We start from the raw sequence: 23,966 nt of genomic DNA, 5'->3' as shown, positions 1-23,966 counted from the left end.
CACGTGTAAAACCGATATTTCATATAAAATCAGAGCGGGGAGGGCGATGTCTTATCACGGCGCGGTGCGAGCCCGCCCGACTGCGTGATAAACCGCGCCCGCCGCGGTAAAAGCAGACCCGTCCCATATATCGCGCATGTCGAGGATGATATTGCCGCGCATGGCGGCCATCACGTCCTGCGGTTCGAGTTTCCGGAAATCATCCCATTCTGTCAGCAGAACAAGAATATCGCTTCCCTCGATGGCATCGCGCGCTGTCGGCATAAAGGTGACATCGCCGGTTACCATCGATTTCGCGTGCGCCATGCCCTCCGGGTCAAAAGCCTGGATGCGCGCGCCGTAAGTCAACAGATTGCGCATGACGGGTAATGACGTTGCCTCACGCATGTCATCTGTGTCAGGCTTGAAAGTCAGTCCCAGCAGGGCGACCACTTTACCCGCGATTTCACCCCCTGCCAGCGCAAGAATACGGCGCGCCACCGCTTCCTTACGATATTCATTCGCGGCAATCGTCGCCTCCACAAGGCGCGACGGCACGCCGGCATCCTGAGCAATCGCCGCGAGCGCGCGCGTATCTTTCGGGAAGCATGACCCGCCGAAACCCGGCCCCGCGCGTAAGAATTTGTCGCCGATACGGCGATCAAGCCCCATGCACCCCGCGACCTCCGCAATATCTGCGCCGGTCTTTTCACTCAGATCAGCCATTTCATTCACGAAAGCGACTTTCATGGCGAGGAAGGCATTTGAGGCGTATTTTGCGAGCTCAGCGGACTCGCGCGAAACGAAACGGAAAGGCGTGTTTTTTGCCACCAGCGGCGCATAGACCTGACGCATGGATGCCTCTGCCCGCGCCGCGCCTTCCGTATCGAGCAGATCAATCCCGATGACGACGCGGTCTGGTTCAGTAAAATCGGTGATGGCGTTTCCTTCCCGCAGGAATTCCGGATTTGACGCCACGTCAAAACGAACATCCGGTCGCGTCTCACGTAAAATACGCGCCACTTCGCGCCCTGTGCCGACCGGCACCGTTGACTTGGTCACGACAATCAGCGGCGCGGTTGCAGCCTTCGCGACCGCGCGCGCCGCCTCATAGACAGCCGTGAGGTCCGCATGGCCGCCGCCCCGTCGGGTCGGCGTGCCCACCGCAATGAAGACGACATCCGCTCCATCGACCGCGCTTTTAAGATCCGCTGTGAAAGCGAGTCGCCCGGCCTGGACATTCCGCGCCACGATCTGATCCAGACTCGGTTCGTAGATCGGAATTTTATGGTCACGCAGCATGGCAAGTTTGGCGGGATCACGCTCGACCACCGTGACCGAACTGCCGAAATCGGCAAAACAGGCACCGGAAACAAGGCCGACATAACCGCCACCGATCATTGCAACGCGCATTGCACCTTCCCCTGTTTGCCCGGATATTCAGCGCCTTGGCGCTTTTTACCCTGCCGGGCCCGCGCAGATTGCCGAGCCTTGATGCTGCGTCAAGAGAAATGTGTGGCTGTTGTGATGTCAACCCGTCTCGCTTTGGCGGCATTCACCTTTACACAACATTTGAATAGCCTGTTCACTGATCTTGACCGGGCCTTGTTAAAAAACCCGCGAAAGCTTTTTTTAACAGTGGCGCAGCCCATCATTAACTGGCAGAGTTCCTCCCGGTGCCTGTCAACTGACGGTCGAACGGTCCTCTTCGCCGTTCAGTTGGCTCGAACCGCTCATATCTGGACACGTATTGATCCATGCCGTCGCTTTTCAACCACGCCGCGCGTCGCGCGATTCCTCCCGATCGAAAAAAAGAGGCCGATAAACGCGAGGACGTTGTCAGCAAACCGGGCCATGACGAGAAAACCCGAAATTTCTCGACCGCCCAGATTATGCTGATGGGATTGATCTTCACTGTCGGGCCGATTTCGACAGATATGTATCTACCAGCCTTCCCGCAGATTGAGCATGATCTTGGCCAGCTGCCGGGCAGTGCACAATTGACATTGACCTGCTGGTTTGTCGGGCTTGCTTTGGGGCAGTTCTGCCTTGGCCCGCTTTCCGATCGGTTCGGGCGGCTGAGACCCCTTCAAATCGGACTGGGCGTCTATATCGTTTCAACGATTATTCTCGCGATGACGCATCACTACGGGGCATTCTGTCTGATGCGCTTTGTCTCTGCGCTGGGCGGCGCAATATGCAGCGTCGCACCCCGCGCCATTGTCAGAGATGTCGCGACCGGCAGGGAGGCTGTGAAGCTGATGTCACAGCTGACCCTTGTTTTCGGGGTCGGACCGATATTGGCGCCGAGCCTCGGCAGCCTCCTTCTGGCCCTCGGCCATTGGCGGCTGATTTTCTGGGCCTGCGTCATCGCGGCGACACTCCTGCTTCTGGGTTCCTCTTACATCCTGCGCGAGACCCTCCCGCCGGAACGCCGCTTTGCCATCATGCCGTCGGAGGTCCTGCACCGCTATTTATCCTTGCTGCGAGAGCCGGTTTTCCTCTCCACAACATTGCTGACAAGTTTCTGCAGCTTTGTCATGTTCGCCTATCTCGCCAACGCACCCCAGCTATTTGAGCATATATTGGCCTTCACCCCACGGGAATTCGCGATTTTCTTTGGTGTCAACGCAGGGGGCTTCATCCTCGCAACCCAGATCAACGGGCGACTGGCCCGACGCTTCAGTTATGTCCGCGTCATGGAAACGGGCATTTTCCTCTGCCTTCTCAGCGCCCTGGCACTTCTCGCCGCAAGTGAAAGTCATCTGGTCGGGACGCATAATCCCTGGCCTGTCTGCGTCACACTGGTGGCCACCACTTTTTTCCTCGGCTTCATCAGTCCCAATGCAGGCGTAATGGCGCTGGCGCATCACGGACATCAGGCGGGCGCGGCCGCGGCCCTTCTGGGCACGCTTAATTTCGGCCTCGGTGGGAGTAGCGGGATTCTCATGGCTTTTCTTAATCCTCAGAAAGTATCCTCGACAGCCATCGGTATGCTGGTGGGCGTCACCGCCATCTTACTTTGCGACATTATTCGGCGACGCGCCCTCAAGGTTAATCCGCTGCCTTTGCATGAGATATAGGCCTAAGCTGATGCCGCCGCACCGTCGTCGGATCTCACGTGAGGCGTGCCTCAGCCAATGTGATTGTCCCTCAAAATCAGGATCGCAATCATGATCAGACTCGTCTCGAAACTCGTTGCCCTGACGGCCGCTTTTTACGCGGCCATCATCGGGTATTTCTACATTAAGCAGAGCACGTTTGTCTTTCCGGCCTCTCATGAGGCGTTGTCGGACCCGGTGGCCGTCGGTCCGGATTTCCGGCAGGATAAGCTTGTGACATCTGACGGGCTGGAGCTCGCAGCCTGGTATCACCCGCCGCGTGACCACGGGCCCGTCATACTCTATTTCCACGGGAATGCCGGGACGTTGGACCGACGGTCAGATCGTTTCGCGACTTTCGCGAAAATGGGTTACGGCGTTTTCGCGCCGGAATATCGCGGGTACGCCACAAATCCGGGTAAACCTTCTGAAGTCAAACTCGCCTCCGACGCGGTCTCCGCTTATGGTCACCTTCGGGAAAAAGGCGTCCGATCCGCAGATATCGTCGTCGTCGGTGAATCACTAGGCACTTATCTCGCAACTTACGTGGCCGCGCACTGCCCTGTCGGCGCGTTGACGCTCGACTCGCCTTTCACCAGCGTGGCGGATGTCGGGGCAGAGCGCTTTCCCTTTCTGCCCGTACGCACACTCATGACAGACAGGATGAACACGCAGGGCCTGATCGGGCGGGTCAATGCGCCACTTCTGATAATGTATAGCGTGCATGACAGGACGGTGCCGCCCTCACAGGCCCAGCAGGTTTTCAAGTCCGCCAATGGGTTGAAACATCTTTTTGTCGCGCGCAAGGGCGGCCACTCCTCCGTGTTGGAAAATGGCGGTTTCGACGCCATGAAAAATTTCATTGCCGCGCTGAATCTTTGAATGAGGACGGTTTGCGCAAAAAGTTTGAATTCGGTTTTACGTCGCCCCCCTATCGGCGAGTTTACCGCCGCACCGCCGCCAATGATGGTAAAATGTCGATGCACGATGTAATATCTTGCCATATCAGTCAGCTTGCGCGTTTGAAGCCTGAAACATGGATGAATGATCATCAACGGGGCGCGTCGCAAAGGGAGGGGTTATGACGGTGGAAATCAGGGTTCCGGTCTTGGGAGAGAGCGTCGTTTCCGCGACTGTCACGCGGTGGCTCAAACAACCCGGTGATACCGTCATGCGTGATGAGCCGATTGCTGAGCTGGAAACGGATAAGATCAGCATTGACGTGCCTGCGCCATGTGGCGGCATCCTCAAAACTGTCAGCGTTGCGGCAGGCGTTGATGTGCAGGTCGGCGCTGTATTGGGCCATATGGAAGGGCAGGACGGGCTGAGCCTCTCTCCGCGTTCTCAGCAGGCGCAAAACAGCACGGAAAAAGGGTCGAAGGCTCAATTTGCGCCGGAGGCACAACCGGATTCGTCCACTGACGCGGAAATTTCTCAGAAGGGCAAAGCCCCCCTCCCGGCGGCTGAGAAAATGATGAAAGCCCATGGCGTTGCGCCCGCGTTGCTGGAAGCGGGCAGCGGCAAGGATGGCCGCGTCACGAAGGCGGACGTTATATCTCATCTGGATAAGAAACCGGGGCAGATGCCGCCTGCGGCGCCGCAGGCGCTCTCACCTCCACGCGCCGACACCGCCTCACGACCTGTCGACACAGAAGTACCTCCCGCCAGACAGTCAATGGCGGGCCGAGAGGAACGCGTGCCGATGAGTCGGCTACGCCAGACCATCGCACGCCGCCTTAAAGACGCGCAGAATACCGCCGCGATTTTGACGACTTTCAATGAAATTGACATGAGCGTCGCACGTGGACTTCGTGACACTTATCGTGGTGCATTCGAAAAGACCCACAGCATCAGACTGGGATATATGTCATTCTTCGCGCGTGCGGTGATTAAGGCACTGGAAGCCTTCCCCGTATTAAACGCCGAGATCGATGGTGACCAGATTGTCTACCGTCACGATGTTAATCTCGGAATAGCGGTCGGAAGTGAACGCGGCCTGGTTGTGCCAGTCATTCGTCGTGCCAATGAACTTAGTTTTGCCGAGCTTGAACAAAAGATCAAGGTTTACGGCCAGAGTGCACGAGACGGTAATCTCAAACTTCATGAATTGGAGGCAGGCACGTTCACCATCACAAATGGTGGGGTTTTCGGCTCCCTTCTCTCCACGCCGATACTCAACACCCCGCAATCAGGTATTCTAGGTATGCACGTCATTCAGGATCGCCCCGTCGCGGTCGATGGGCAGGTTGTGATCCGGCCGATGATGAATGTCGCCCTCTCTTATGACCATCGCATCGTTGACGGGCGCGACGCGGTGAGTTTTCTCGTGCGGGTCAAGGAGCTCGTTGAGGATCCGCATCGATTGTTGCTGGATATCTGACCGATGGCACGCGATCAGGAAAAAAGTGGCGATGTGGACGCCAAAAAATCTTCCGCGACCAGCCCCGACCTTCGGAAGGAATTCGATGTCGTCGTGATTGGCGCGGGGCCGGGCGGTTATATCTGCGCCATTCGTGCCGCGCAGCTGGGCCTGAAAGTATTATGCGTGGACAAACGCAAGGAAGCAGGCGGGACATGCCTCAATGTCGGATGCATACCTTCAAAGGCGCTTCTCCATGCGACGGAACGCCTTATAGAAGCGTGCACGATCTTCCCCAAAATGGGCATTCAATGTGGCGAGGTTGAAGTCGATCTCAGCACGATGATGGCAAATAAGGACCGCATTGTTTCGGAGACCGTCAAAGGCGTCGCTTTTCTGTTCAAGAAATATCAGGTGACGTTCCGGACCGGCCACGCCACCATTAAATCACCGGATTGCATTGATCTTGACGGGGAGGAGGTCCGCACCAAACGCATTGTGATCGCCACAGGCAGTGCGCCCGCCTCGCTCGGCGGCATCGACATTGATGAGAAACAGATTATTTCCTCCACGGGTGCGCTGAAGCTCCCTCACGTGCCGCGTCACCTCATCGTCATCGGCGCAGGCGTGATCGGGCTGGAACTGGGCAGCGTATGGCGCCGCCTCGGCGCGGACGTCACCATCGTCGAATTCGCGGATCACATTGCGCCGGGTTTTGACCGGGATATGTCCCGACAATTGGCGCGCAGCCTGCAAAAACTCGGCATCAATTTCCGCCTCAATACCAAAGTCACACAGGTGGAAAAACGCGCGGACGGGCTTATCGTCCGCGTCACCCCTTCAGACGCCGCCACCGGCACAGAAGGAGAGGCGACACTCTCATGCGATACGCTTCTCATCGCGACAGGCCGTCGACCCTTTGCGGAAGGGCTCGGCCTTGAAGCGTTAGACATCAAGCGCGATCAGCGCGGGCACATTATTATTGACGAGAATTTCAACACATCCTGCCCCGGCATATATGCCATCGGCGACGTCGTCCCCGGCCCCATGCTGGCACACAAGGCGGAGGAGGAAGGTTATGCCCTGGCCAATCATCTGGCCGGTCATCCCCACCATATCCGTCGTGACTTGATCCCGGGCGTTATATACACCCACCCGGAAGTTGCCATGATTGGCGCGACTGAGGAAACGCTGAAAGCGCAGAACGCCACTTATCGCGTTGGGACCTATCCTTTCATGGCGAATGGCCGTGCGCGCGCTAATTGCGACACGGAGGGCAGCGTCAAGATCCTGACATGCGAGCGGACAGACACGTTGCTCGGCATCCATATCATCGGCCCGTCTGCGGGGGAACTGATCGCGGAACCGGCTTTGGCCATGAATTTCGGGGCCAGTGCCGAGGATATCGCCCTGTCCTGTCACGCACATCCGACATTGTCGGAGGCGGTGAAGGAAGCCGCCCTCGCCGCTTTCGATCGCCCGTTGAATCTGTAGACGTCTCAGCGCGGCATCAGATTTTAAGGGCGCGTGAATTTCGCTCAAGCAACTGACATGGAATCTCGGGGCGGTCGTAGAGCATAAATGCTATTTAACCGCCCCTGTCACGCCCGAATTTGAAATGGACGGGCAGCCCCGGGGCTGCCCGGTTTCCTTACCCGTCGATCGGCGCCGCGAAGGCGCTGGCAACGAGTTCTTTCTGCTGGCGCTCATGCTCCTTCAGCAACCCTGTCGCCGGAGAGGCACTGGGAAGGCGCCCATTATAAATCGGGCGCGGGGCATTATAGCCGACACCATTTGCTGCCGATTCGATATAGCGATCAACGAAGTGCCAGGCGCCGCTATTCTGTGACTCTTCCTGGCACCAGACGATGCGCGCATGAGGGTATGGCGCGAGCGCCTCCGCCACCCTGTTTGTAGGGAAAGGGTAAAGCTGCTCAACGCGCACCAGCACCGCATCTTTGACTTCATTTTCATCCCGATAGGCGGCGAGGTCGTAATAGATTTTGCCACTGCACAGAATGACGCGTTTGACGTCCGACGCCTTAACATCGCGCGGCTCATCCTTGATGACCGTCCTGAAGCGTTGACGGGCTGTGAAGTCAGCCGCGGAGGAAACGACGTTTTTATGCCGCAAAAGGGATTTCGGTGTGAAGACGATCAGCGGCTTGCGGCACGGCCGGATGATTTGCCGCCGCAGCGCATGAAAGTAATTGGCCGGGGTTGAAGGCACGCAGACACGCAGATTATTTTCAGCGCAAAGTTGCAGATATCGCTCAATCCGCGCGGAGGAATGTTCCGGCCCCTGCCCCTCATAACCATGCGGCAAAAGCAGCACTAATCCTGAGCTTCGCAACCATTTGACCTCACCCGAGGCGATGAACTGGTCGATAATGACCTGAGCCCCATTGGCGAAATCTCCAAATTGTGCCTCCCACAGAACAAGCGAGTCCGGCGCCGCCAAGGTGTAACCATATTCAAATCCCAGCACACCGAATTCGGAAAGCAGGGAGTTATAAATTTCAATGCGCGCCTGCTCACCCCCGATATGGTTGAGGGAAACATATTCCTCCTGATTGAGCTGGTCGATCAGCACAGCATGACGCTGGCTGAATGTGCCACGCTGGCAATCCTCCCCTGAAAGTCGCACAGGATGGCCTTCAAGCAGAAGTGAACCGAATGCCAGGGCCTCTCCCGTGGCCCAGTCGAAACCCTCACCGCTATCAAAGGCCTTACGACGCGCGTCGAAGAAACGTTTCAGACGCGGATGCATGGAAAAACTTTCCGGCACACGCGTCAGCGCGGCGCCGATCATTTTCAACGTCTTAGCGGAAATCCCGGTGACAGGCTGCTCCCGCAATGGCGTGTCGGAAAGGCGCGTCGGGTCCTGACGGCAATCGAGCCAGTCTTCCCGACGGGGCGTGTAGCTTTTCGCCGCTTCATATTCCCGATCCATCCGCGTGAAGAAATCGGACAACGTACGGTCAGCCTCTTCCTGCGTGACAACGCACTCACGCACGAGGCGCCTTGCGTAAAGTGCCCGCGTGGTTTCGCGCGCGGCAATCGCCTTGTACATGGTTGGCTGCGTAAAAGCGGGTTCATCACCCTCATTATGGCCGTGACGCCGATAGGTCACGAGGTCAATCACAATGTCACTGGCAAATTGCGTGCGGAAATCCGCCGCGAGGCGGGCGCAATAAGCCGCAGCTTCCGGCTCGTCCCCATTAACGTGCAAAATCGGCGCCTGCACGGATTTGGCGATATCCGTGCAGTAAAGGCCCGAATAAGCATGGGCGGACATTGTCGTGAAACCGATCTGGTTGTTAATGACGATATGGACGGTACCACCCGTGCGGTAACCCACCAACTCTGACATAGCCATCGTCTCATATACAACGCCCTGGCCGGCAAAGGCCGCATCGCCATGGATTTGAATGGCGAGGTGGGCGACGCGGCTTTCGCGCCCGACACAACCATCGAGATCCTGCAGGGCGCGGACGCGTCCGACAACAACCGGATTCACCGCTTCAAGGTGCGAAGGGTTAGGCAGAAGCGTGACACGCATATCGCGCCCTTGAACCTGCAATGTCGCCGCCGTGCCGAGATGATATTTCACATCGCCGGAGCCCTGTACGTCCTGCGGTTTGAAGGACCCACCTGCAAATTCCGAGAATATGGCCGCGAAAGGCTTTTGCACCACATTCGCCATTACATTGAGGCGGCCACGATGCGCCATACCTAATGAGACGGAGCGTGTGCCATGGATGGAAGCGCGCGCCATCAAACCATGCAGGACCGGAATTGTGACCTCACTGCCCTCCAGCCCGAAACGTTTGGTGCCGCTGTAGCGTCGATGGCAGAAGCTTTCAAACCCCTCCGCCGCCGTCAGCTGGGATAATATTTCCTGTTTCTGTGCAGCACTGAAAAGATGACGCCAGTTATCCGCCTCAACCCGGCTCTGAAGCCACTGACGTTTCTCAGGGTCCTGAATATGCATATATTCAAACCCGATCGGCCCGCAATAAGTTCGTCGCAATGCCGCGAGGAGGACATGCATGGTCGGCGCAGGCGTTTCCGGCAGGAGATCCTCCGCGAAATGCCCGAGATAAATGGGACGCTCCATATCCGCTGCTGTAAACCCGTACGAAGCCGGATCAAGATCAGCATGGATGGGTGCCGTTTTCAGGTTAAGCGGGTCAAGAACGGCCTGGAAATGCCCTCGGACACGATAAGCGCGGATAAGCTCCATCGCGCGGATGCTGTTGCGGGCGGCGTTAATCAGCGCGCCATCGGGTGAGGCGGGGGCGGCTTCCCGCGCTTTTACGACTTCCTCATCCAGAAGGGAGGGCTTCTCCGCCCAGTCCGGCAAGGCGTCCCACACCGTGTCCGCACGGGCGGACTGCACCATGGATGGCGCGGAGTCACCATGACCATTCGCGACGGTTTCAACCTTGCCGCTCCCCAAAGCGCCGAAGAGGGGGACGAAGGAAGGATCGACACTCGCGGGATCCGTCAGCCAGCGATTATGAAGATCCGCAAGATAGGATGCATTCGCACCATTAAGCGCATCGGGTATAAACCCATCCCTACCCATTTGAGTCAGCCCTCCTTGGCTGTTTCAACCGTCTTTCCGGCAGGTCCCGTGAGGTCCCTGCCTATTATCGCCTTTATTTTAACACGTGGTCGTTTCAAGAACACCGCGCGATACCATAATGCTTCACAGTAACGTAACGTATTTTTTGAGATTTGCGCCCGAGGTCAAGCGATAAAAACCCCCCTCACCATCATCATCCCGTGACCGAACGACGAGCCCTCGCCTACAGGGGCGACATCTTCGGATGTGACACATGCAGTTATGCAGGGTGCGATACGGGGCGAAAACGCTGAATTATATGGCAAGATGACGGAAAGCCCGTTATGAATCGCGCCGACATTATCTCTGCGCCCTCCTGAAGGGCCTGCCATATTGACGTTGGGAAGTTATCCAAGGTCGACGTAAGAAACAGGTTTAAGATCATGACATATAAAGTCGCGGTCGTCGGCGCGACCGGCGCAGTCGGGCGGGAGTTGCTTCGTATCCTTGCGGAGCGCGATTTTCCGGCGTCGGAAGTCGCCGCACTCGCCTCTCCGCGCTCGGCGGGGCAGAAAGTCTCATTCGGGGATAAAAAAATCCTCACAATTCATAACCTCGAGTCTTTCGACTTCACAGGCTGGGATATTGCGCTCTTCTCCCCCGGCGCCGCCATCTCCGCGTTGCATGCCCCGCGCGCGGCGGCGGCGGGCTGCATCGTGATCGATAACACGTCACATTTCCGTATGGAGCCGGATGTGCCGCTGGTCGTGCCTGAAGTGAACCCTGAAGCCCTCAGGAAAGCCCGGCGCAACATCATCGCCAACCCGAACTGCTCGACAGCCCAGCTGGTGCTCGCACTGAAACCGCTGCATGATCTTTTCAGGATTCAACGTGTCGTCGTCTCGACCTACCAGGCTGTCTCCGGCGCGGGTAAGGAAGGGATGGATGAGCTGTTTGCGCAGACTAAAGGCAGCTTTGTCGGCGACGCACCGCGCATCAGTCAGTTCACGAAGCAGATCGCCTTCAACGTCATCCCGCATATCGATAAGTTCATGCCGGACGGCGCGACGAAGGAAGAATGGAAAATGGCGGTCGAGACGCGTAAAATTCTCGACCCGGATATTCGATTGACGGCGACCTGCGTACGCGTGCCGGTGTTTATCGGCCATTCCGAGGCCGTGAATATCGAATTTGAAAATAAAATCGATCTTAAAGCCGCGCGGGAGGCTTTGCGCGCCGCCCCCGGAATCATCCTCCGTGATGAGCGAGAGGATGGCGGTTACGTCACGCCCATCGAATGTGTGGGGGAGGACGCAACGTATATTTCGCGGCTTCGTATCGATGAGACGGTTGAAAACGGCCTGGCACTCTGGTGCGTCTCAGATAATCTGCGGAAAGGCGCGGCACTGAATGCCGTTCAGATTGCTGAAACCCTCATATCAATGGGGCTAGTGAAACAAGATCAGCAGCCACATGCGCAACCGGTTAAATCATCACACTGACCCGCGTTTAAAGGTCATGGCACCTCGAGCGGGGCGTCCGCCGCGCCCCGCAATTTTAACAACCATGCGGCATCGTTAGCATAACACCTTCTCTCTCGTGACTTGCCTAATGTTCAGGTCAATGCAAGATATCCGTTATGGAGACATCAGCGCGACCTGAAGACGATCTTCCGCCGACCCATCGCGTCGGGTTGCTGCTTATCAATCTCGGCACCCCTGACGGCACGGGATATTTTGCCGTCAGGCGCTATCTGCGTGAATTCCTCTCCGATCGCCGCGTGATTGAGGCGCCGGCCGCCATCTGGCAACCCTTGCTCCATGGCATCATCCTCCCGCGGCGGCCCTTCAAAAGTGGCGCGGCCTATAAACGCATCTGGGACACATCGCAGGATGCAAGCCCGCTACGTGTCATCAGCGCCGCGCAGGTGCAGAAAGTCGCGGAAAGACTCGGCCCGGATATCACCGTGGCAGGTGCCATGCGCTACGGCACACCTTCCATTAGCCACGGCGTTAACACCCTCCTGAAGGCCGGGTGTGAGCGTATCGTCGCTTTCCCCCTTTATCCGCAATATAGCGCCGCCACGACGGCGACCGCGAATGATCACCTCTTCCGCACGCTCATGAAACGGCGAAAACAGCCTGCCATCAGCACGATCCCGGCTTTTCCCGATCATCCCCTTTACATCGCGGCCCTTGCATCAAGCCTGCGCGCGCATCTCGCGACCCTCACCCACAAGCCAGAGCGCATTGTGATCTCATTTCATGGAATGCCGCAAAAATGCATCGCGCAGGGTGATCCCTATGCCGCGCATTGTGAGCGCACGGCGCGCGCCCTGCGGGCGGAGATAGGCGCGTCGGCGGACGACATGCCCATGACGTTCCAGTCGCGATTCGGACCCATGGCGTGGCTTCAACCGTACACGGCGCCGTATGTTGAAGCCCTGGCACGACAGAATGTGCGCCGTATCGCCGTCATCACGCCCGGCTTTCTCGCAGATTGTCTCGAGACGCTTGACGAAATCGGCAATGAACTCCGTCATCAATTCATCCAGGCGGGGGGCAGGATTTTAGCGTGGTGCCATGTCTCAATGCGGATGAAGCAGCGATATCCCTCATCTCGGCTTTGGCCCGTCCCGCGATTGAAAGCTTCTCCAACTGATCGGAGCCGATGCTGGAGGTCATCCTTAACGCAGTATCAGACGCCTTCATTTTCGCCGACAGCAAATCTGATCTCAGCGCGACGCACGGATGCGGAATGGATAGGCTGGCGCACGGCATGAACGGGTAAAAAAAGGGAGCCGGGTCATTTCGATAAAACTGGGTATCGGCATCGCAACCTATAATCGTTCAGAATGCGTGAAGCGGACGGTGGCAGCCGTGCGCCGCCATACGCAGACAGATTATCATCTGATCGTTGTTGATGACGGTTCCACGGATGAGACCGCCGAAACATTGCGCGCACTTGACTGCGATTACATTCTCGGCGGCCATCGCGGCATCGCCTGGAATAAAAATCGTGCGCTCTACTACCTGAAAGTTTTGAAGTCCTGCCACATTATTATCCTGCTTGAGGACGACACCTTCCCCATAGCGGATGGTTGGGAAACTTCATGGATCGAGGCGGGCCAGAGGCTGGGGCACGCAAATCTCTACCTTCCGGATGTTTCGGGGGAATACATCATCTGCGGCGCGGGCACGGGCGCGGACCCTTTTGTCGCGACGAATGTCTCCGGGCAATGCGCCGTTTTCCATCAACAGGCGCTCGATCATGTCGGCTACATGGACTCACGCTTTACGGGTTACGGATATGAGCATGCTGAGCACACGCATCGCATGATCGAAACCGGGTATGGCGGCCTCGTCAAAGATGAGGGTGAGGCGCGTCTTCACTGCCCCTTCCTCATTCAATCGCCGCTTGAAGTGACGGAGCGGCGCACCGAATTGCCGGCGGAGGAAATTACCCGAAGTGGCGTGATCTGGTCTCAGATCCGACATGACCAGCTTTATCGCGCCGCGTGGCGAAATGATGCCGAACGCGCTGTGTTCCTCGCAGAAATCCACGCCGCCCGTGATGTTGAGCGCGCCAGGACCGCCATCCCCCTATGGCATCGCTGGGTGATCGTCACGGACCAGGAGTTTCACCTGCGATATGATGAAGCAGCGCAGGTTATTGAAACATCTAAGGAACCGCCGGAAAACCCTGTTATCGCTTTCTGCGACGGGCGGCGCCTCTATTTTATGCTCAAATCGTCAGCGCGCATGGCATTTCTCGTGCCGTCCCGGGAGGGCGCGCTATATTTTACGCCGCAATCGACACCGACTCCCGGCGCGGAATTGACGATTGGTCGGGGGCATCGCCTCGCCCTGACGATATGGCGCGGGGGTGATCCTCTCACATATCAGGAAGGTCATGGCGCCCCGCTTATCATGGCGACCGGGCCTGAGGACCTCGGCGCTTTCATATTTCTGCGCTATGATCTTGGGGCCCCGAAAGCAAAATCATGACGGGAAATTCCCTTTAATCTCCCTATACTTCCCGACGTGCGTAAATATCGTCAAGGCGGATGATATCATCTTCCTCCAGATAAAGGCCGGTCTGCACCTCAATCACAATCAAGGGTTCCGCACCGAGATTTTCCAACCGGTGGGGCGTGCCGACGGGAATGTAAACGCTCTCATTCGCTGGGATTGTCAGAATATCGGCGTCGCGCGTCACGGTCGCCGCGCCGCTGACAACCACCCAGTGTTCCGCACGATGCTGGTGCTTCTGGAGTGACAATTTACCACGCGGATGCACGACGATCTGCTTGACCTGAAACGCCTCTCCCCGCGCGAGAGATGTGTAATGTCCCCAGGGGCGGTAGATCTTCCTGTGCGATGTGGCGGCGCGATGTCCCAGGGATTCCAGCTTTTTAACAAGGTTCCGGACTTCCTGCCCATGGCCCCGCTTCGTCACCATCACCGCGTCCTCCGTGGCGACAATCATCGCATCTTTCATCCCGGCGACGGCGATCAGAGGGCCATCCGTCTGGACCAGGCAATCCTGAGATTCGTCAAGGATGACATCGCCACGCGTGGCGTTGCCCGCCGCGTCCCTTCCTTGCGCTTCCCAGACGGCGTCCCAGCTTCCGATATCCGACCAGCCAAAATCACTTTTGACAACGGCGGCGCGTTCCGTTTTTTCCGCGATCGCGTAATCGACGGAAATGGAAGGGGAGCGCTTGAAAGATTCGGCATCCAGACGCTCAAAATCAAGGTCGCGCGTGCGGCGCCTGACCGCGGATTCCGTTGCCTCGCCGATGGCCGGGGCATGGCGCTGGATTTCCTGGATAAAGCTTGCCGCGCTTGTGACAAACATGCCGGAATTCCACAACACGTGACCAGTGCGGATCAACGCCTCTGCCGCGTCGCGGGTCGGTTTTTCAATGAAGCGCCGGACGTGAAAGACGGGGGCGTCTTTTTCAAGGGATTCCATTGTAAGCGGCGTACCGGTCTCAATGTAACCATAACCTGTTTCCGGGTGGTTCGGCGTGATACCAAATGTGGCAATATAGCCTTCCTGAGCCGCTTTAACGGCGAGGTTGAGGCTTTCTCTCAGGGCTTCCTCGTCACGGATCAGGGCATCGGCCGCCATCACCCACATGATGGCATGCGGATCTTCCTCTGCAAGGAGGTAAGCGGCAGCGGCGATGGCCGGGCCGGAATTGCGCGCCTCCGGCTCAAGCACAATGCGCGGTGACGTGATGCCGATCTGTCGCATCTGCTCCGCGACGATAAATCGATGCGCGGCATTGCAGATGATCAACGGCGCGGCGTCACTGACCGCCCGCCCACGCAGGACAGTCTGTTGTATCAGGGTTTCCTGCGTGATAAGGGGCCAGAATTGTTTCGGGAAGCTTTGTCGGGAAACAGGCCATAAACGTGTCCCGGAACCGCCGGAGAGTATAACAGGTATAATCTTATGAGACATTTATTTCGCTGATGACCTCCGAGCAGAGCTGACCATCCGTGATTTGACACGGTTCAACGGGCGGACGTCAATATCCCCGAAAACTCAGCGTGACAGGCATGACACCCGCCATCCTGCCTCAGGGCTCATAGAGCATTGGCACCACAGCGACGATCAGCAGCAGACCCATGGCAATATTGAAATAACGCAACCGGCGGGGATGGGAGAGGTAGGATTTGGTCATGATCCCGGCGACAGCCCAGATGACAACCGCCGGGATTGTGCCTAGCCCGAGGAAAAGGCTGATGATCAGCATTGATGCATAATGATGCGCAGGATCGGCATAGAGCGCGATGCCACCCAACACGATGACCCAGCTTTTCGGGTTGACGATCTGGAACATAGCCGCTTGAATGAATGTCATTGGCGGCTTGCGCGCGGTATTCATCGTCGGGTCCACGGGCGATGTCGCGATGCGGATGGCGAGGAAAATCAGATAGCCACCGCCTAGAAATTTGAGGACTTGCCGGGCGACAGGCACCATATTGAATAAAGCGTCCAAGCCGAGGCCACAGGCCCATAACTCGACGAGGAAGCCGAAAGCAACGCCGAGGATTTGTGGCCACAGGCGTTTAATGCCGAAATGCACGGCTGAGGCGAAGGCCAAAAGCGTATTGGGTCCGGGCGTGACAAGAGACGCCACCGCGTAAAGCGTCAGCGACCACAAAACACTTCCACTCATTTTGGCCCTCCAATTTTCATCTATAAGACAAACGCGCCGACGATATAAATCGTCCGATGCGACGTCTGAGGATGAGGGCCGCGGAAGAAACCTCCCGCCTCGGTAGGGTATTGACCTCCTGGGGCGACTCACCGAGAGAAGATATGGTCGGAGTGAGAGGATTCGAACCTCCGGCCCCTGCGTCCCGAACGCAGTGCTCTACCAGGCTGAGCTACACTCCGACATGTCGCAGGGCTATATAACTCCGGGGCGCGAAGTGCAAGAGGCCGGGGAAGATTTAATCGTTCTGATCTCTTAAATGACAAGCCATGTTTTTTGCGTGTCAGACCGTGCTGAGGCGGGAAAGTACCATGTCAACATCCGACACGACTTCATAACAAGTTTCTATATCCGGGTCGGCAAAACCCTGGGTGATGGCACCTTGAAGGCTCGCGAGTAAGTGATCGGCCCATCCCTGATAATTCAGGATGATGATCGGCTTATCATGCAGCCGAAGATGCCGCCATGTCAGGACTTCAAATAATTCGTCGAACGTGCCGACACCACCAGGAAGAATAATAAAGGCCTCCGCCCGATCCAGCATCACCTGTTTGCGCGTATGCAGGGATGGCGTCACGATCAGTTCAGACACACCCTCATGCATGACTTCACGATGGTGGAGAAAAGTCGGGATGACACCGATGACCGCCCCGCCCTCCTGCAAAGCGGCATCGGCGAGTACACCCATCAGGCCACTTTTCGCCCCACCGTAAATAAGGGTGATGCCTTGCCGCGCCAGCCCTGCGCCGAGATGCGCCGCCAGATCTGCAAACGCGCTTCCGACACCCAGGCGGGAACCACAAAACACAGAAGCAGACATCACCATAATAGGGCACCCTCCGAAATTGCGCGTTCTCACCGGTTATCGCAGCACGCAAATAAAAAACCTGTCAAACAGGGGGGCCGATAGCCGGGATGAAGCAACGCGCTTTCAGGCCATGCGCTGGTTCAGATGTTTCTGCAAAGCCAGAAGGGTGACGGCGCCGAGTGCCGTGAAGGTGGCTGTCAGGACAAATAATGCCGTATATCCAGAGAGGGCGATCACGAGGCCAAGAACGGGGCCTGACAGGCCGATAGCCAGATCGGAGAAAACTGAATAAGCCCCAAGCGCCGCCCCGCGATTTTCCACGCCGGCGCTCTCCACAGCGAGAACGCCCAACGCCGGGAAAATGAGGGAAAAGCCCGCCCGTGTCAGCGCCGCACCCAAAAATGCCGAAATGACGGTGCCGGAAAAAGCGAGCACCAATAGGCCCATCGCTTCCACCAGAAGGGAGATCATCGCCACGCGCGCCCCGCCAAGACGGGCGATCTGCTGCGTGAAGATAAAGCGCACACAGACAAAGACCAGTCCGAAGATTGCGAGCGCCAGGGACGCACCAGGCCATTGCCGGGCGGCATAATAAAGGGCGAGACATGAGGATATCGCGCCAAATCCGACCGCCCCGCAGGAGAGGAGACCGCCGAGCGGAAGCACCCGCCTGAAAACCTGCCAGAACGGCATCGGCGCCCTGCCCGTCGGAAGTGGAATCACTTTGGGAATGCCCTGCGCATAAAAAGCGCCAATGAGGGGCAGGAGGATGGAGACGGTACCGATAAGGATGAACCCACCCCAGTGACCGCCAAAATGGTAAAATTGCGCCCCGATCGTCGCGCCGACGGCGATGCCACCATAGGAGGTCACGCCATTCCAGGAAATGGCCTGCGCGGTGCGTGATGGCCCGGCACGGCGGATATTCCAGATAATGGCGGCCGTCGTCGTCCAGCTCTCCCCCCACCCCAGCGCGCATCGGCTGGCGAAGAGCGTGAAGAGCGACAGAAAGGCGAGATGTGCCATAAGTCCGGAAAGGAGCAGCAAAACGCCTGAGAACGCGCAGAGCACCAACCCGGCGATCACGACAGTTTTGGGACCGCGCACGTCGATGCGCTTGCCCGCCTGAGGCCGGGAGGCGAAGGTCGCGAAATATTGAAGGGAGACAGCAAGGCCCGCCCATACCGTGTTGAAATGCAGGATCTCAACCATAAAAAGAGGTATGACGGCCATGGGAAGGCCGACAATCAGATAAGCGATGAAATTGAAGCTCACGACCGGCACAAGGCTGCGCCGTGAGAAGCGCAAAAACGGTAAGCGTCGGGAAAGCATCAAAAACTTATACCCTGTTTCATGATGACATCAATCTGGGCTGCACAGGGCGCATATGTTCTGCAACCTTATCATGGCGGAGACGTCCCTGATGCCGGGACGAAGGAAAATGCGATGATCGCGCCGTGATAACGCGGTTGGCGGCTTCGAGGACAGAATAACGTCATTTGCGGGTTGTGCGCGGCCTCTGCTTCGGAAAAAGAGGAAAGGGTCAGGCCCAGAAGCCTGATCCCCATGCGAAACGGGGCTTCGGATTGCAATAAATGCAGGGCCGCTTCCCACATAATGGCTTTTTCGCTGACAAATTCCTTAAAGGACGTTGCGCGCGTGATCATGCGAAAATCGGCGAATTTGATTTTCAGTGTGATGGTGCGTGCATGAAGATTTTTCTCAATGTAAGCCTTCCAGACACGATCCGCCACATCCGCAAGTGCTTCCTGCGCCGAGGGCAGATCATGGAGATCATGCGCATAAGTCGTCTCACTGCCGATTGACTTTCGGACGCGATGTGGGTCGACAGGTCGGTCATCAATTGCGCGCGCGATGTTATAGTAGAAATCCGCGACCTTGCCGAAATGGGCGCGCAACATGTCCCGGGAAACCTGGCGCAAGTCATTCCCTGTGTGGATCCCGAGCGCCTCCATGCGCCGCGCCGTCGCAGGGCCGATGCCGTGGAATTGCGAGACGGGAAGTCGGGCGACGAAGTCCGGCCCCTGGGCGGGGGTGATGACATACAAACCATCCGGCTTGCGACAGTCGGATGCGAGTTTCGCCAGAAACCGATTATATGAGACGCCGGCCGATGCGGTCAGCCCTGTTTCCCGCCTGATATCTTCACGTATCGCCTCAGCAATGGCAGTGGCGGAACCATATTTCGACGCGGCTTCCGTCACATCGAGATAGGCTTCATCAAGGGAAAGAGGCTGAATGATGGCGGTGTAACGACGGAAGATCTCATGGATCTGCGCTGAGACCGCGTGATAAACGGGGAAGCGCGGCGGAACGAAGACGAGGTGGGGACATTTGCGCCGCGCCACGATGGATGGCATGGCCGACCGCACTCCGTAAGCCCGCGCCTCGTAGCTGGCCGCCGCCACCACACCACGCCCTTCCGCCCGCCCAACCGCAAGGGGCTGCCCGCGAAGTTCGGGTTGGTCACGCTGCTCAACCGATGCGTAAAACGCATCCATGTCGATGTGGATGATGCGCCGAAGCTTTACACCCGGCTGAAGCGATGCGCTGAATAATCTCGTCTGACGGCTTGTGATATAATGTTGGGTGATAAGTCTAGCATGTTTTAGTGAAAATGAGACGTTTTTGACCGAAAAACGTCGCAAGGTTGCCGCGGCTTCCTGCCATCTTCCGCCCAGAGCGACGGATCATTTTCCGGGCGAGGCAGTTCTGTCGCCGACTTTCCACAACAATATTTAACGAAGATTGATTGACGACGATGGGAATGGCAGTCTGTTAAATCGATTCTTAACTTTGACGGACGCAGATAAATGGACGAAAACGAGGCACCCTTGCCAAAATATGAGGTCATTTCAACGCGAATGGCATATCAAAACCCTTGGACAGCCGTCAGAGAGGACATTATCCGTCGTCCGAACGGCAAAAAGGGCCTCTATGGCGTTGTCGAACGGGGTGAATTCGTTGTTATCCTGCCATTAGGCCATAATGGCGTCGATTACACCGTGACACTCGTCCGGCAATATCGTTACCCGATTGATGCGCGTTTATGGGAATTGCCGATGGGCATGTGGGAGACACGTCCCGACGTCGCGCCGGAAGTCGTGGCGGCCGGGGAACTCCAAGAGGAGACCGGACTTGTCGCGAAGGACCTTCTGTACGCGGGTTCCATGTGGCAGGGTGCCGGTTACTCGACGCAGAAGGGCCATATTTATCTCGCGAAAAACCTGACACAAGGCCCGGTTTCACGGGAGGAGACGGAGGACGACCTGACCTGCCACACTGTGACGCTGGCGCAATTTGAAGACATGATTGCACGTCAGGAAATCAGTTGCATGGTGTCGTTGGCGGCATACGCACGCATCAAGGCCATGGGTTTGCTGTGATCGCTTGGGGATTGACGATCACACTTCAGCAGGTCTAGACAATAATGAGCGTTTTTCCGACAGCATATGCGAAATTGAGACATGTGCCGCGGTCACGCGATCAATAATCGAGGACATCATATGACGCGATTCAACCGTTTAGGCGCCGTGCTCGTCGCCTCCAGCACAATCTTATCTGCATCCCATGCATTGGCCGCCTCGCCGAAAGTCACTTCCGGCGACTATAAAGTTGAGCCTGCTCACACGCAGGTCATTTTTTCGGTCCTGCATTTCGGTTTTACGCCCTTCTCCGGGATGTTCAGCCAGGCCAGCGGTAAGCTTCACCTTGACACGGCTCACCCTTCAAAATCGACCCTTAATGTTACGGTGCCGGTCGCCTCTGTTGAGACGTCGAACAGTGTCCTCAATAATGAGTTGAAGGGTGATGCATGGTTTGATAGCGCCAAATACCCGAATGCGACTTTTGTCTCAACAAAAGTGACGCCGATGCCGGGCAACCGCGCCGTCATTGATGGACAATTGACGATGCATGGCGTGACGCAGCCTGTGACGCTTCATGCGCGCTTTATTGGGAGTGGGGTGAACGGTCTTGACCATGCATACACGGTTGGTTTTGAGGCGCATGGGGAGATAGATCGCGGTTCATTTGGGATCAAGACGTATATACCGGCTGTTAGCGAGAAGGTTGAGGTTCGTATTGCGGGTGCGTTTGAGAAGATTGAGTAGAACGTCGGTCTGGACCGAGACGCCCCTGCCTGCCGCTTTGGGGTCTCGAGGCGGTGGGCGGGGTTTTTTAATGTGATGCGATGGGGGGAGCTGAGGACGCGAGAGAGCGGCCTGTTTGAGGCGCGTGAGGCGTATGAAGTGGGGGTGTTATTAAGATGGTTGCGGGGGCAGGATTTGAACCTGCGGCCTTCAGGTTATGAGCCTGACGAGCTACCGGGCTGCTCCACCCCGCGATGGTGGGGGATGATTGGAATGATCCCCTGAGGATATCGGTTTGATGTGGGTGGGTCAGGAGACCTGGCGGCGACCGACTTTTCCGCAGCTTAAGCTGCAGTATCATAGGCGCTGGGGCGTTTCACGGCCGAGTTCGGGAAGGGATCGGGTGGAAGTCTCCCGCCATGGCCACCAGGTCATCTGGCCCACCCTTTGCAGGGTGGAGAGGCTGGTGCATGCCCTGTCCTGCTTAATGAGCGGGACGGGATGAGGAGAAGGGGTGGAATGAGATGAGAGAGACGCTTTGGATGCGTGGATGACTGCTATGTATGTGCATGCTGCTTTCCTGTGAGGGAGAGCGGCGTTGATGTGAGTAATAAGGGCGATTAGGACTGGTCAGCTGCACGTGTTACCACGCTTTCACACCCAGCCTATCGACGTGATGGTCTTTCACGGCCCTGTGAGACCTTGTTTTGAGGTAGGTTTCCCGCTTAGATGCTTTCAGCGGTTATCCTGTCCATACTTAGCTACCCGGCGGTGCCGCTGGCGCGACAACCGGTGCACCAGAGGTATGTTCATCCCGGTCCTCTCGTACTAGGGACAAATCCTCTCAAGTCTCTTACACCCACGGCAGATAGGGACCGAACTGTCTCACGACGTTCTAAACCCAGCTCACGTACCACTTTAATCGGCGAACAGCCGAACCCTTGGGACCTGCTCCAGCCCCAGGATGTGATGAGCCGACATCGAGGTGCCAAACCTCCCCGTCGATGTGGACTCTTGGGGGAGATCAGCCTGTTATCCCTAGAGTACCTTTTATCCGTTGAGCGATGGCCCGTCCACGTGGGACCACCGGATCACTATGGCCGACTTTCGTCTCTGTTCGAGCTGTCACTCTCACAGTCAGGCGGGCTTATGCCATTGCACTCGACAGTCGGTTTCCGACCGACCTGAGCCCACCATCGCGCGCCTCCGTTACACTTTGGGAGGCGACCGCCCCAGTCAAACTGCCCACCATGCAGGGTCCCGGACCCGGCTTACGGGTCGCGGTTAGACATCAAAGACAGTCAGGGTGGTATTTCAAGGATGGCTCCACACAGACTGGCGCCCATGCTTCATAGCCTCCCACCTATCCTACACAGAATGTCTCTGATGCCACTGCAAAGCTGCAGTAAAGGTTCATAGGGTCTTTCCGTCTGACCGCGGGTACCCCGCATCTTCACGGGGAATTCAATTTCGCTGAGCCGATGCTGGAGACAGTGGGGAAGTCGTTACGCCATTCGTGCAGGTCGGAACTTACCCGACAAGGAATTTCGCTACCTTAGGACCGTTATAGTTACGGCCGCCGTTTACCGGGGCTTCAATTCAATGCTCTCACATCTCCTCTTAACCTTCCGGCACCGGGCAGGCGTCAGGCCGTATACGTCGTCTCTCGACTTCGCACAGCCCTGTGTTTTTACTAAACAGTCGCTACCCCCTGGTCTGTGCCACCCGCACATGGTTGCCCACATACGGGTCTCGCTTATCCCGAAGTTACACGAGCAATTTGCCTAGTTCCTTCAGCATCGTTCTCTCAAGCGCCTTGGTATACTCTACCAGTCCACCTGTGTCGGTTTCGGGTACGGTCTATATGCCAGAGCTCTTTCCCGGAATGCTCCAAAAGCCTGTCCAATCCATTAAGAACAGACAACATATCGCATTCGTCACTTCTGGCAGGCCCAGTAATATTCAACTGGTTCCCATCGACTACGGCTTTCGCCCTCGCCTTAGGGGCCGGCTTACCCTGCGTGGATTAACCTTGCGCAGGAACCCTTGGACTTTCGGCGACAGTGTTTCTCGCACTGTTTGTCGCTACTCATGTCAGCATTCGCACTTCCGATATCTCCAGAGAGGGTCACCCCGTCTCCTTCGCAGACTTACGGAACGCTCCGCTACCGCGCATACAATGTATGCACCCACAGCTTCGGCACGTGGCTTGAGCCCCGTTACATTTTCGGCGCAGGGTTTCTATTAGACCAGTGAGCTATTACGCTTTCTTTAAAGGATGGCTGCTTCTAAGCCAACCTCCTGGTTGTTTTGGAATCCCCACATCCTTTCCCACTTAGCCACGATTTAGGGCCTTAGCTGGTGGTCTGGGCTGTTTCCCTCTCGACAATGGACCTTAGCACCCATCGTCTGTCTGCCGTGCTCATACTCCTCGGTATTCGGAGTTTGGTTAGGTTTGGTAAGGCTTTGGGCCCCCTAGCCCATCCAGTGCTCTACCCCCGAGGGTATACACGACGATCTACCTCAATAGATTCGCGGAGAACCAGCTATCCGAGTTTGATTGGCTTTCACCCCTAGCACAGCTCATCCCCGACTTTTTCAACAGGCGTGGGTTCGGCCCTCCAGTGCGTGTTACCGCACCTTCAGCCTGGCCATGGCTAGATCACTCGGTTTCGGGTCTTCTGCCAGCAACTCATGCGCCCTATTCAGACTCGCTTTCGCTTCGCTTACACCTATCGGCTTAGGCTCGCTGCAAACAGAAACTCGCTGACCCATTATACAAAAGGTACGCCGTCACCCCATAAG

At 57.0% G+C, this 23,966-nt stretch carries 16 protein-coding genes, 2 tRNA genes and 2 rRNA genes; 9 read left to right on the top strand and 11 right to left on the bottom strand.

Features of this window, described 5'->3' with window-relative positions; genetic code table 11:
• Window positions 1-54: 54 nt before the first annotated feature.
• Window positions 55-1,392 carry a UDP-glucose dehydrogenase family protein gene (locus CGLAMM_RS09910; protein WP_394819126.1) on the bottom strand — a complete coding sequence of 446 codons (1,338 nt, stop codon included), beginning with the start codon at window positions 1,390-1,392 and terminating at the stop codon, window positions 55-57.
• Window positions 1,393-1,736: 344 nt separating this feature from the next.
• Here CGLAMM_RS09910 and CGLAMM_RS09905 point away from each other — a divergent pair, with 344 nt between their 5' ends.
• From CGLAMM_RS09905 to lpdA, 4 genes are all read left to right on the top strand, one after another.
• Entirely contained in the window at window positions 1,737-3,062 is a 1,326-nt protein-coding gene (locus CGLAMM_RS09905) for a multidrug effflux MFS transporter (RefSeq protein ID WP_394819125.1), read from the top strand.
• 90 nt (window positions 3,063-3,152) lie between these two features.
• Window positions 3,153-3,962 carry an alpha/beta hydrolase gene (locus tag CGLAMM_RS09900; RefSeq protein WP_394819124.1) on the top strand — a complete coding sequence of 270 codons (810 nt, stop codon included), beginning with the start codon at window positions 3,153-3,155 and terminating at the stop codon, window positions 3,960-3,962.
• Window positions 3,963-4,161: 199 nt separating this feature from the next.
• The gene (gene odhB / locus CGLAMM_RS09895; protein WP_394819123.1) at window positions 4,162-5,460 is read left to right on the top strand and encodes a 2-oxoglutarate dehydrogenase complex dihydrolipoyllysine-residue succinyltransferase; all 1,299 of its coding nucleotides are present in this window, start codon (window positions 4,162-4,164) and stop codon (window positions 5,458-5,460) included.
• A 3-nt stretch (window positions 5,461-5,463) separates the two neighbouring features.
• A complete protein-coding gene (lpdA, locus tag CGLAMM_RS09890) occupies window positions 5,464-6,933 on the top strand; it encodes a dihydrolipoyl dehydrogenase (protein ID WP_394819122.1) in 1,470 nt (489 codons plus the stop codon).
• 157 nt (window positions 6,934-7,090) lie between these two features.
• On the opposite strand, the gene CGLAMM_RS09885 is transcribed toward lpdA, so the two are convergent.
• Window positions 7,091-10,030 (bottom strand): 2-oxoglutarate dehydrogenase E1 component, encoded by a 2,940-nt coding sequence (locus tag CGLAMM_RS09885; RefSeq protein ID WP_394819121.1) that lies wholly within the window; start codon window positions 10,028-10,030, stop codon window positions 7,091-7,093.
• A gap of 422 nt (window positions 10,031-10,452) precedes the next feature.
• Here CGLAMM_RS09885 and CGLAMM_RS09880 point away from each other — a divergent pair, with 422 nt between their 5' ends.
• The 3 genes from CGLAMM_RS09880 (at window position 10,453) to CGLAMM_RS09870 (ending at window position 14,016) form a co-directional block, all read left to right on the top strand.
• On the top strand, window positions 10,453-11,511 hold the full coding sequence (locus CGLAMM_RS09880) for an aspartate-semialdehyde dehydrogenase (protein WP_418115647.1): 1,059 nt from the start codon (window positions 10,453-10,455) through the stop codon (window positions 11,509-11,511).
• Window positions 11,512-11,648: 137 nt separating this feature from the next.
• Window positions 11,649-12,791, top strand: coding sequence for a ferrochelatase (gene hemH, locus CGLAMM_RS09875; RefSeq protein ID WP_418115646.1), 1,143 nt, complete (start codon window positions 11,649-11,651; stop codon window positions 12,789-12,791).
• Window positions 12,792-12,816: 25 nt separating this feature from the next.
• Window positions 12,817-14,016, top strand: coding sequence for a glycosyltransferase family 2 protein (locus CGLAMM_RS09870; RefSeq protein ID WP_394819706.1), 1,200 nt, complete (start codon window positions 12,817-12,819; stop codon window positions 14,014-14,016).
• A 22-nt stretch (window positions 14,017-14,038) separates the two neighbouring features.
• Here CGLAMM_RS09870 and CGLAMM_RS09865 read toward each other — a convergent pair whose 3' ends face one another.
• From CGLAMM_RS09865 to dinB, 6 genes are all read right to left on the bottom strand, one after another.
• Window positions 14,039-15,481 (bottom strand): mannose-1-phosphate guanylyltransferase/mannose-6-phosphate isomerase, encoded by a 1,443-nt coding sequence (locus CGLAMM_RS09865; RefSeq protein WP_394819119.1) that lies wholly within the window; start codon window positions 15,479-15,481, stop codon window positions 14,039-14,041.
• A gap of 118 nt (window positions 15,482-15,599) precedes the next feature.
• Window positions 15,600-16,202 (bottom strand): LysE family translocator, encoded by a 603-nt coding sequence (locus CGLAMM_RS09860; protein ID WP_394819118.1) that lies wholly within the window; start codon window positions 16,200-16,202, stop codon window positions 15,600-15,602.
• A gap of 144 nt (window positions 16,203-16,346) precedes the next feature.
• Window positions 16,347-16,423, bottom strand: a tRNA-Pro gene (locus tag CGLAMM_RS09855).
• 101 nt (window positions 16,424-16,524) lie between these two features.
• Window positions 16,525-17,070: an LOG family protein gene (locus CGLAMM_RS09850; RefSeq protein ID WP_456316403.1), complete on the bottom strand. Its 546-nt coding sequence runs from the start codon at window positions 17,068-17,070 to the stop codon at window positions 16,525-16,527.
• Between the two features lie 102 nt (window positions 17,071-17,172).
• Window positions 17,173-18,381: an MFS transporter gene (locus tag CGLAMM_RS09845; protein ID WP_394819116.1), complete on the bottom strand. Its 1,209-nt coding sequence runs from the start codon at window positions 18,379-18,381 to the stop codon at window positions 17,173-17,175.
• 71 nt (window positions 18,382-18,452) lie between these two features.
• On the bottom strand, window positions 18,453-19,571 hold the full coding sequence (gene dinB / locus CGLAMM_RS09840) for a DNA polymerase IV (protein WP_394819705.1): 1,119 nt from the start codon (window positions 19,569-19,571) through the stop codon (window positions 18,453-18,455).
• Between the two features lie 312 nt (window positions 19,572-19,883).
• On the opposite strand from dinB, the gene CGLAMM_RS09835 reads away from it, so the two are divergent.
• Together CGLAMM_RS09835 and CGLAMM_RS09830 are read left to right on the top strand one after the other, a co-directional pair.
• On the top strand, window positions 19,884-20,456 hold the full coding sequence (locus CGLAMM_RS09835; RefSeq protein ID WP_394819115.1) for an NUDIX domain-containing protein: 573 nt from the start codon (window positions 19,884-19,886) through the stop codon (window positions 20,454-20,456).
• Window positions 20,457-20,576: 120 nt separating this feature from the next.
• The gene (locus CGLAMM_RS09830) at window positions 20,577-21,182 is read left to right on the top strand and encodes a YceI family protein (RefSeq protein WP_394819114.1); all 606 of its coding nucleotides are present in this window, start codon (window positions 20,577-20,579) and stop codon (window positions 21,180-21,182) included.
• A 156-nt stretch (window positions 21,183-21,338) separates the two neighbouring features.
• Here CGLAMM_RS09830 and CGLAMM_RS09825 read toward each other — a convergent pair.
• From CGLAMM_RS09825 to CGLAMM_RS09815, 3 genes are all read right to left on the bottom strand, one after another.
• Window positions 21,339-21,415 (bottom strand) — tRNA-Met (locus CGLAMM_RS09825).
• A 62-nt stretch (window positions 21,416-21,477) separates the two neighbouring features.
• A 5S ribosomal RNA gene (rrf, locus tag CGLAMM_RS09820) occupies window positions 21,478-21,592 on the bottom strand.
• 169 nt (window positions 21,593-21,761) lie between these two features.
• Window positions 21,762-23,966: ribosomal RNA gene (locus CGLAMM_RS09815) — 23S ribosomal RNA — on the bottom strand; the annotation flags it as partial.

Origin of the sequence: Sorlinia euscelidii (assembly GCF_036452135.1) — a bacterium.
Taxonomy (GTDB): Bacteria; Pseudomonadota; Alphaproteobacteria; order Acetobacterales; family Acetobacteraceae; genus Sorlinia; species Sorlinia euscelidii.
Note: the sequence above shows the minus strand (reverse complement) of the source record. Positions and strands in the feature narration are given on the sequence as shown.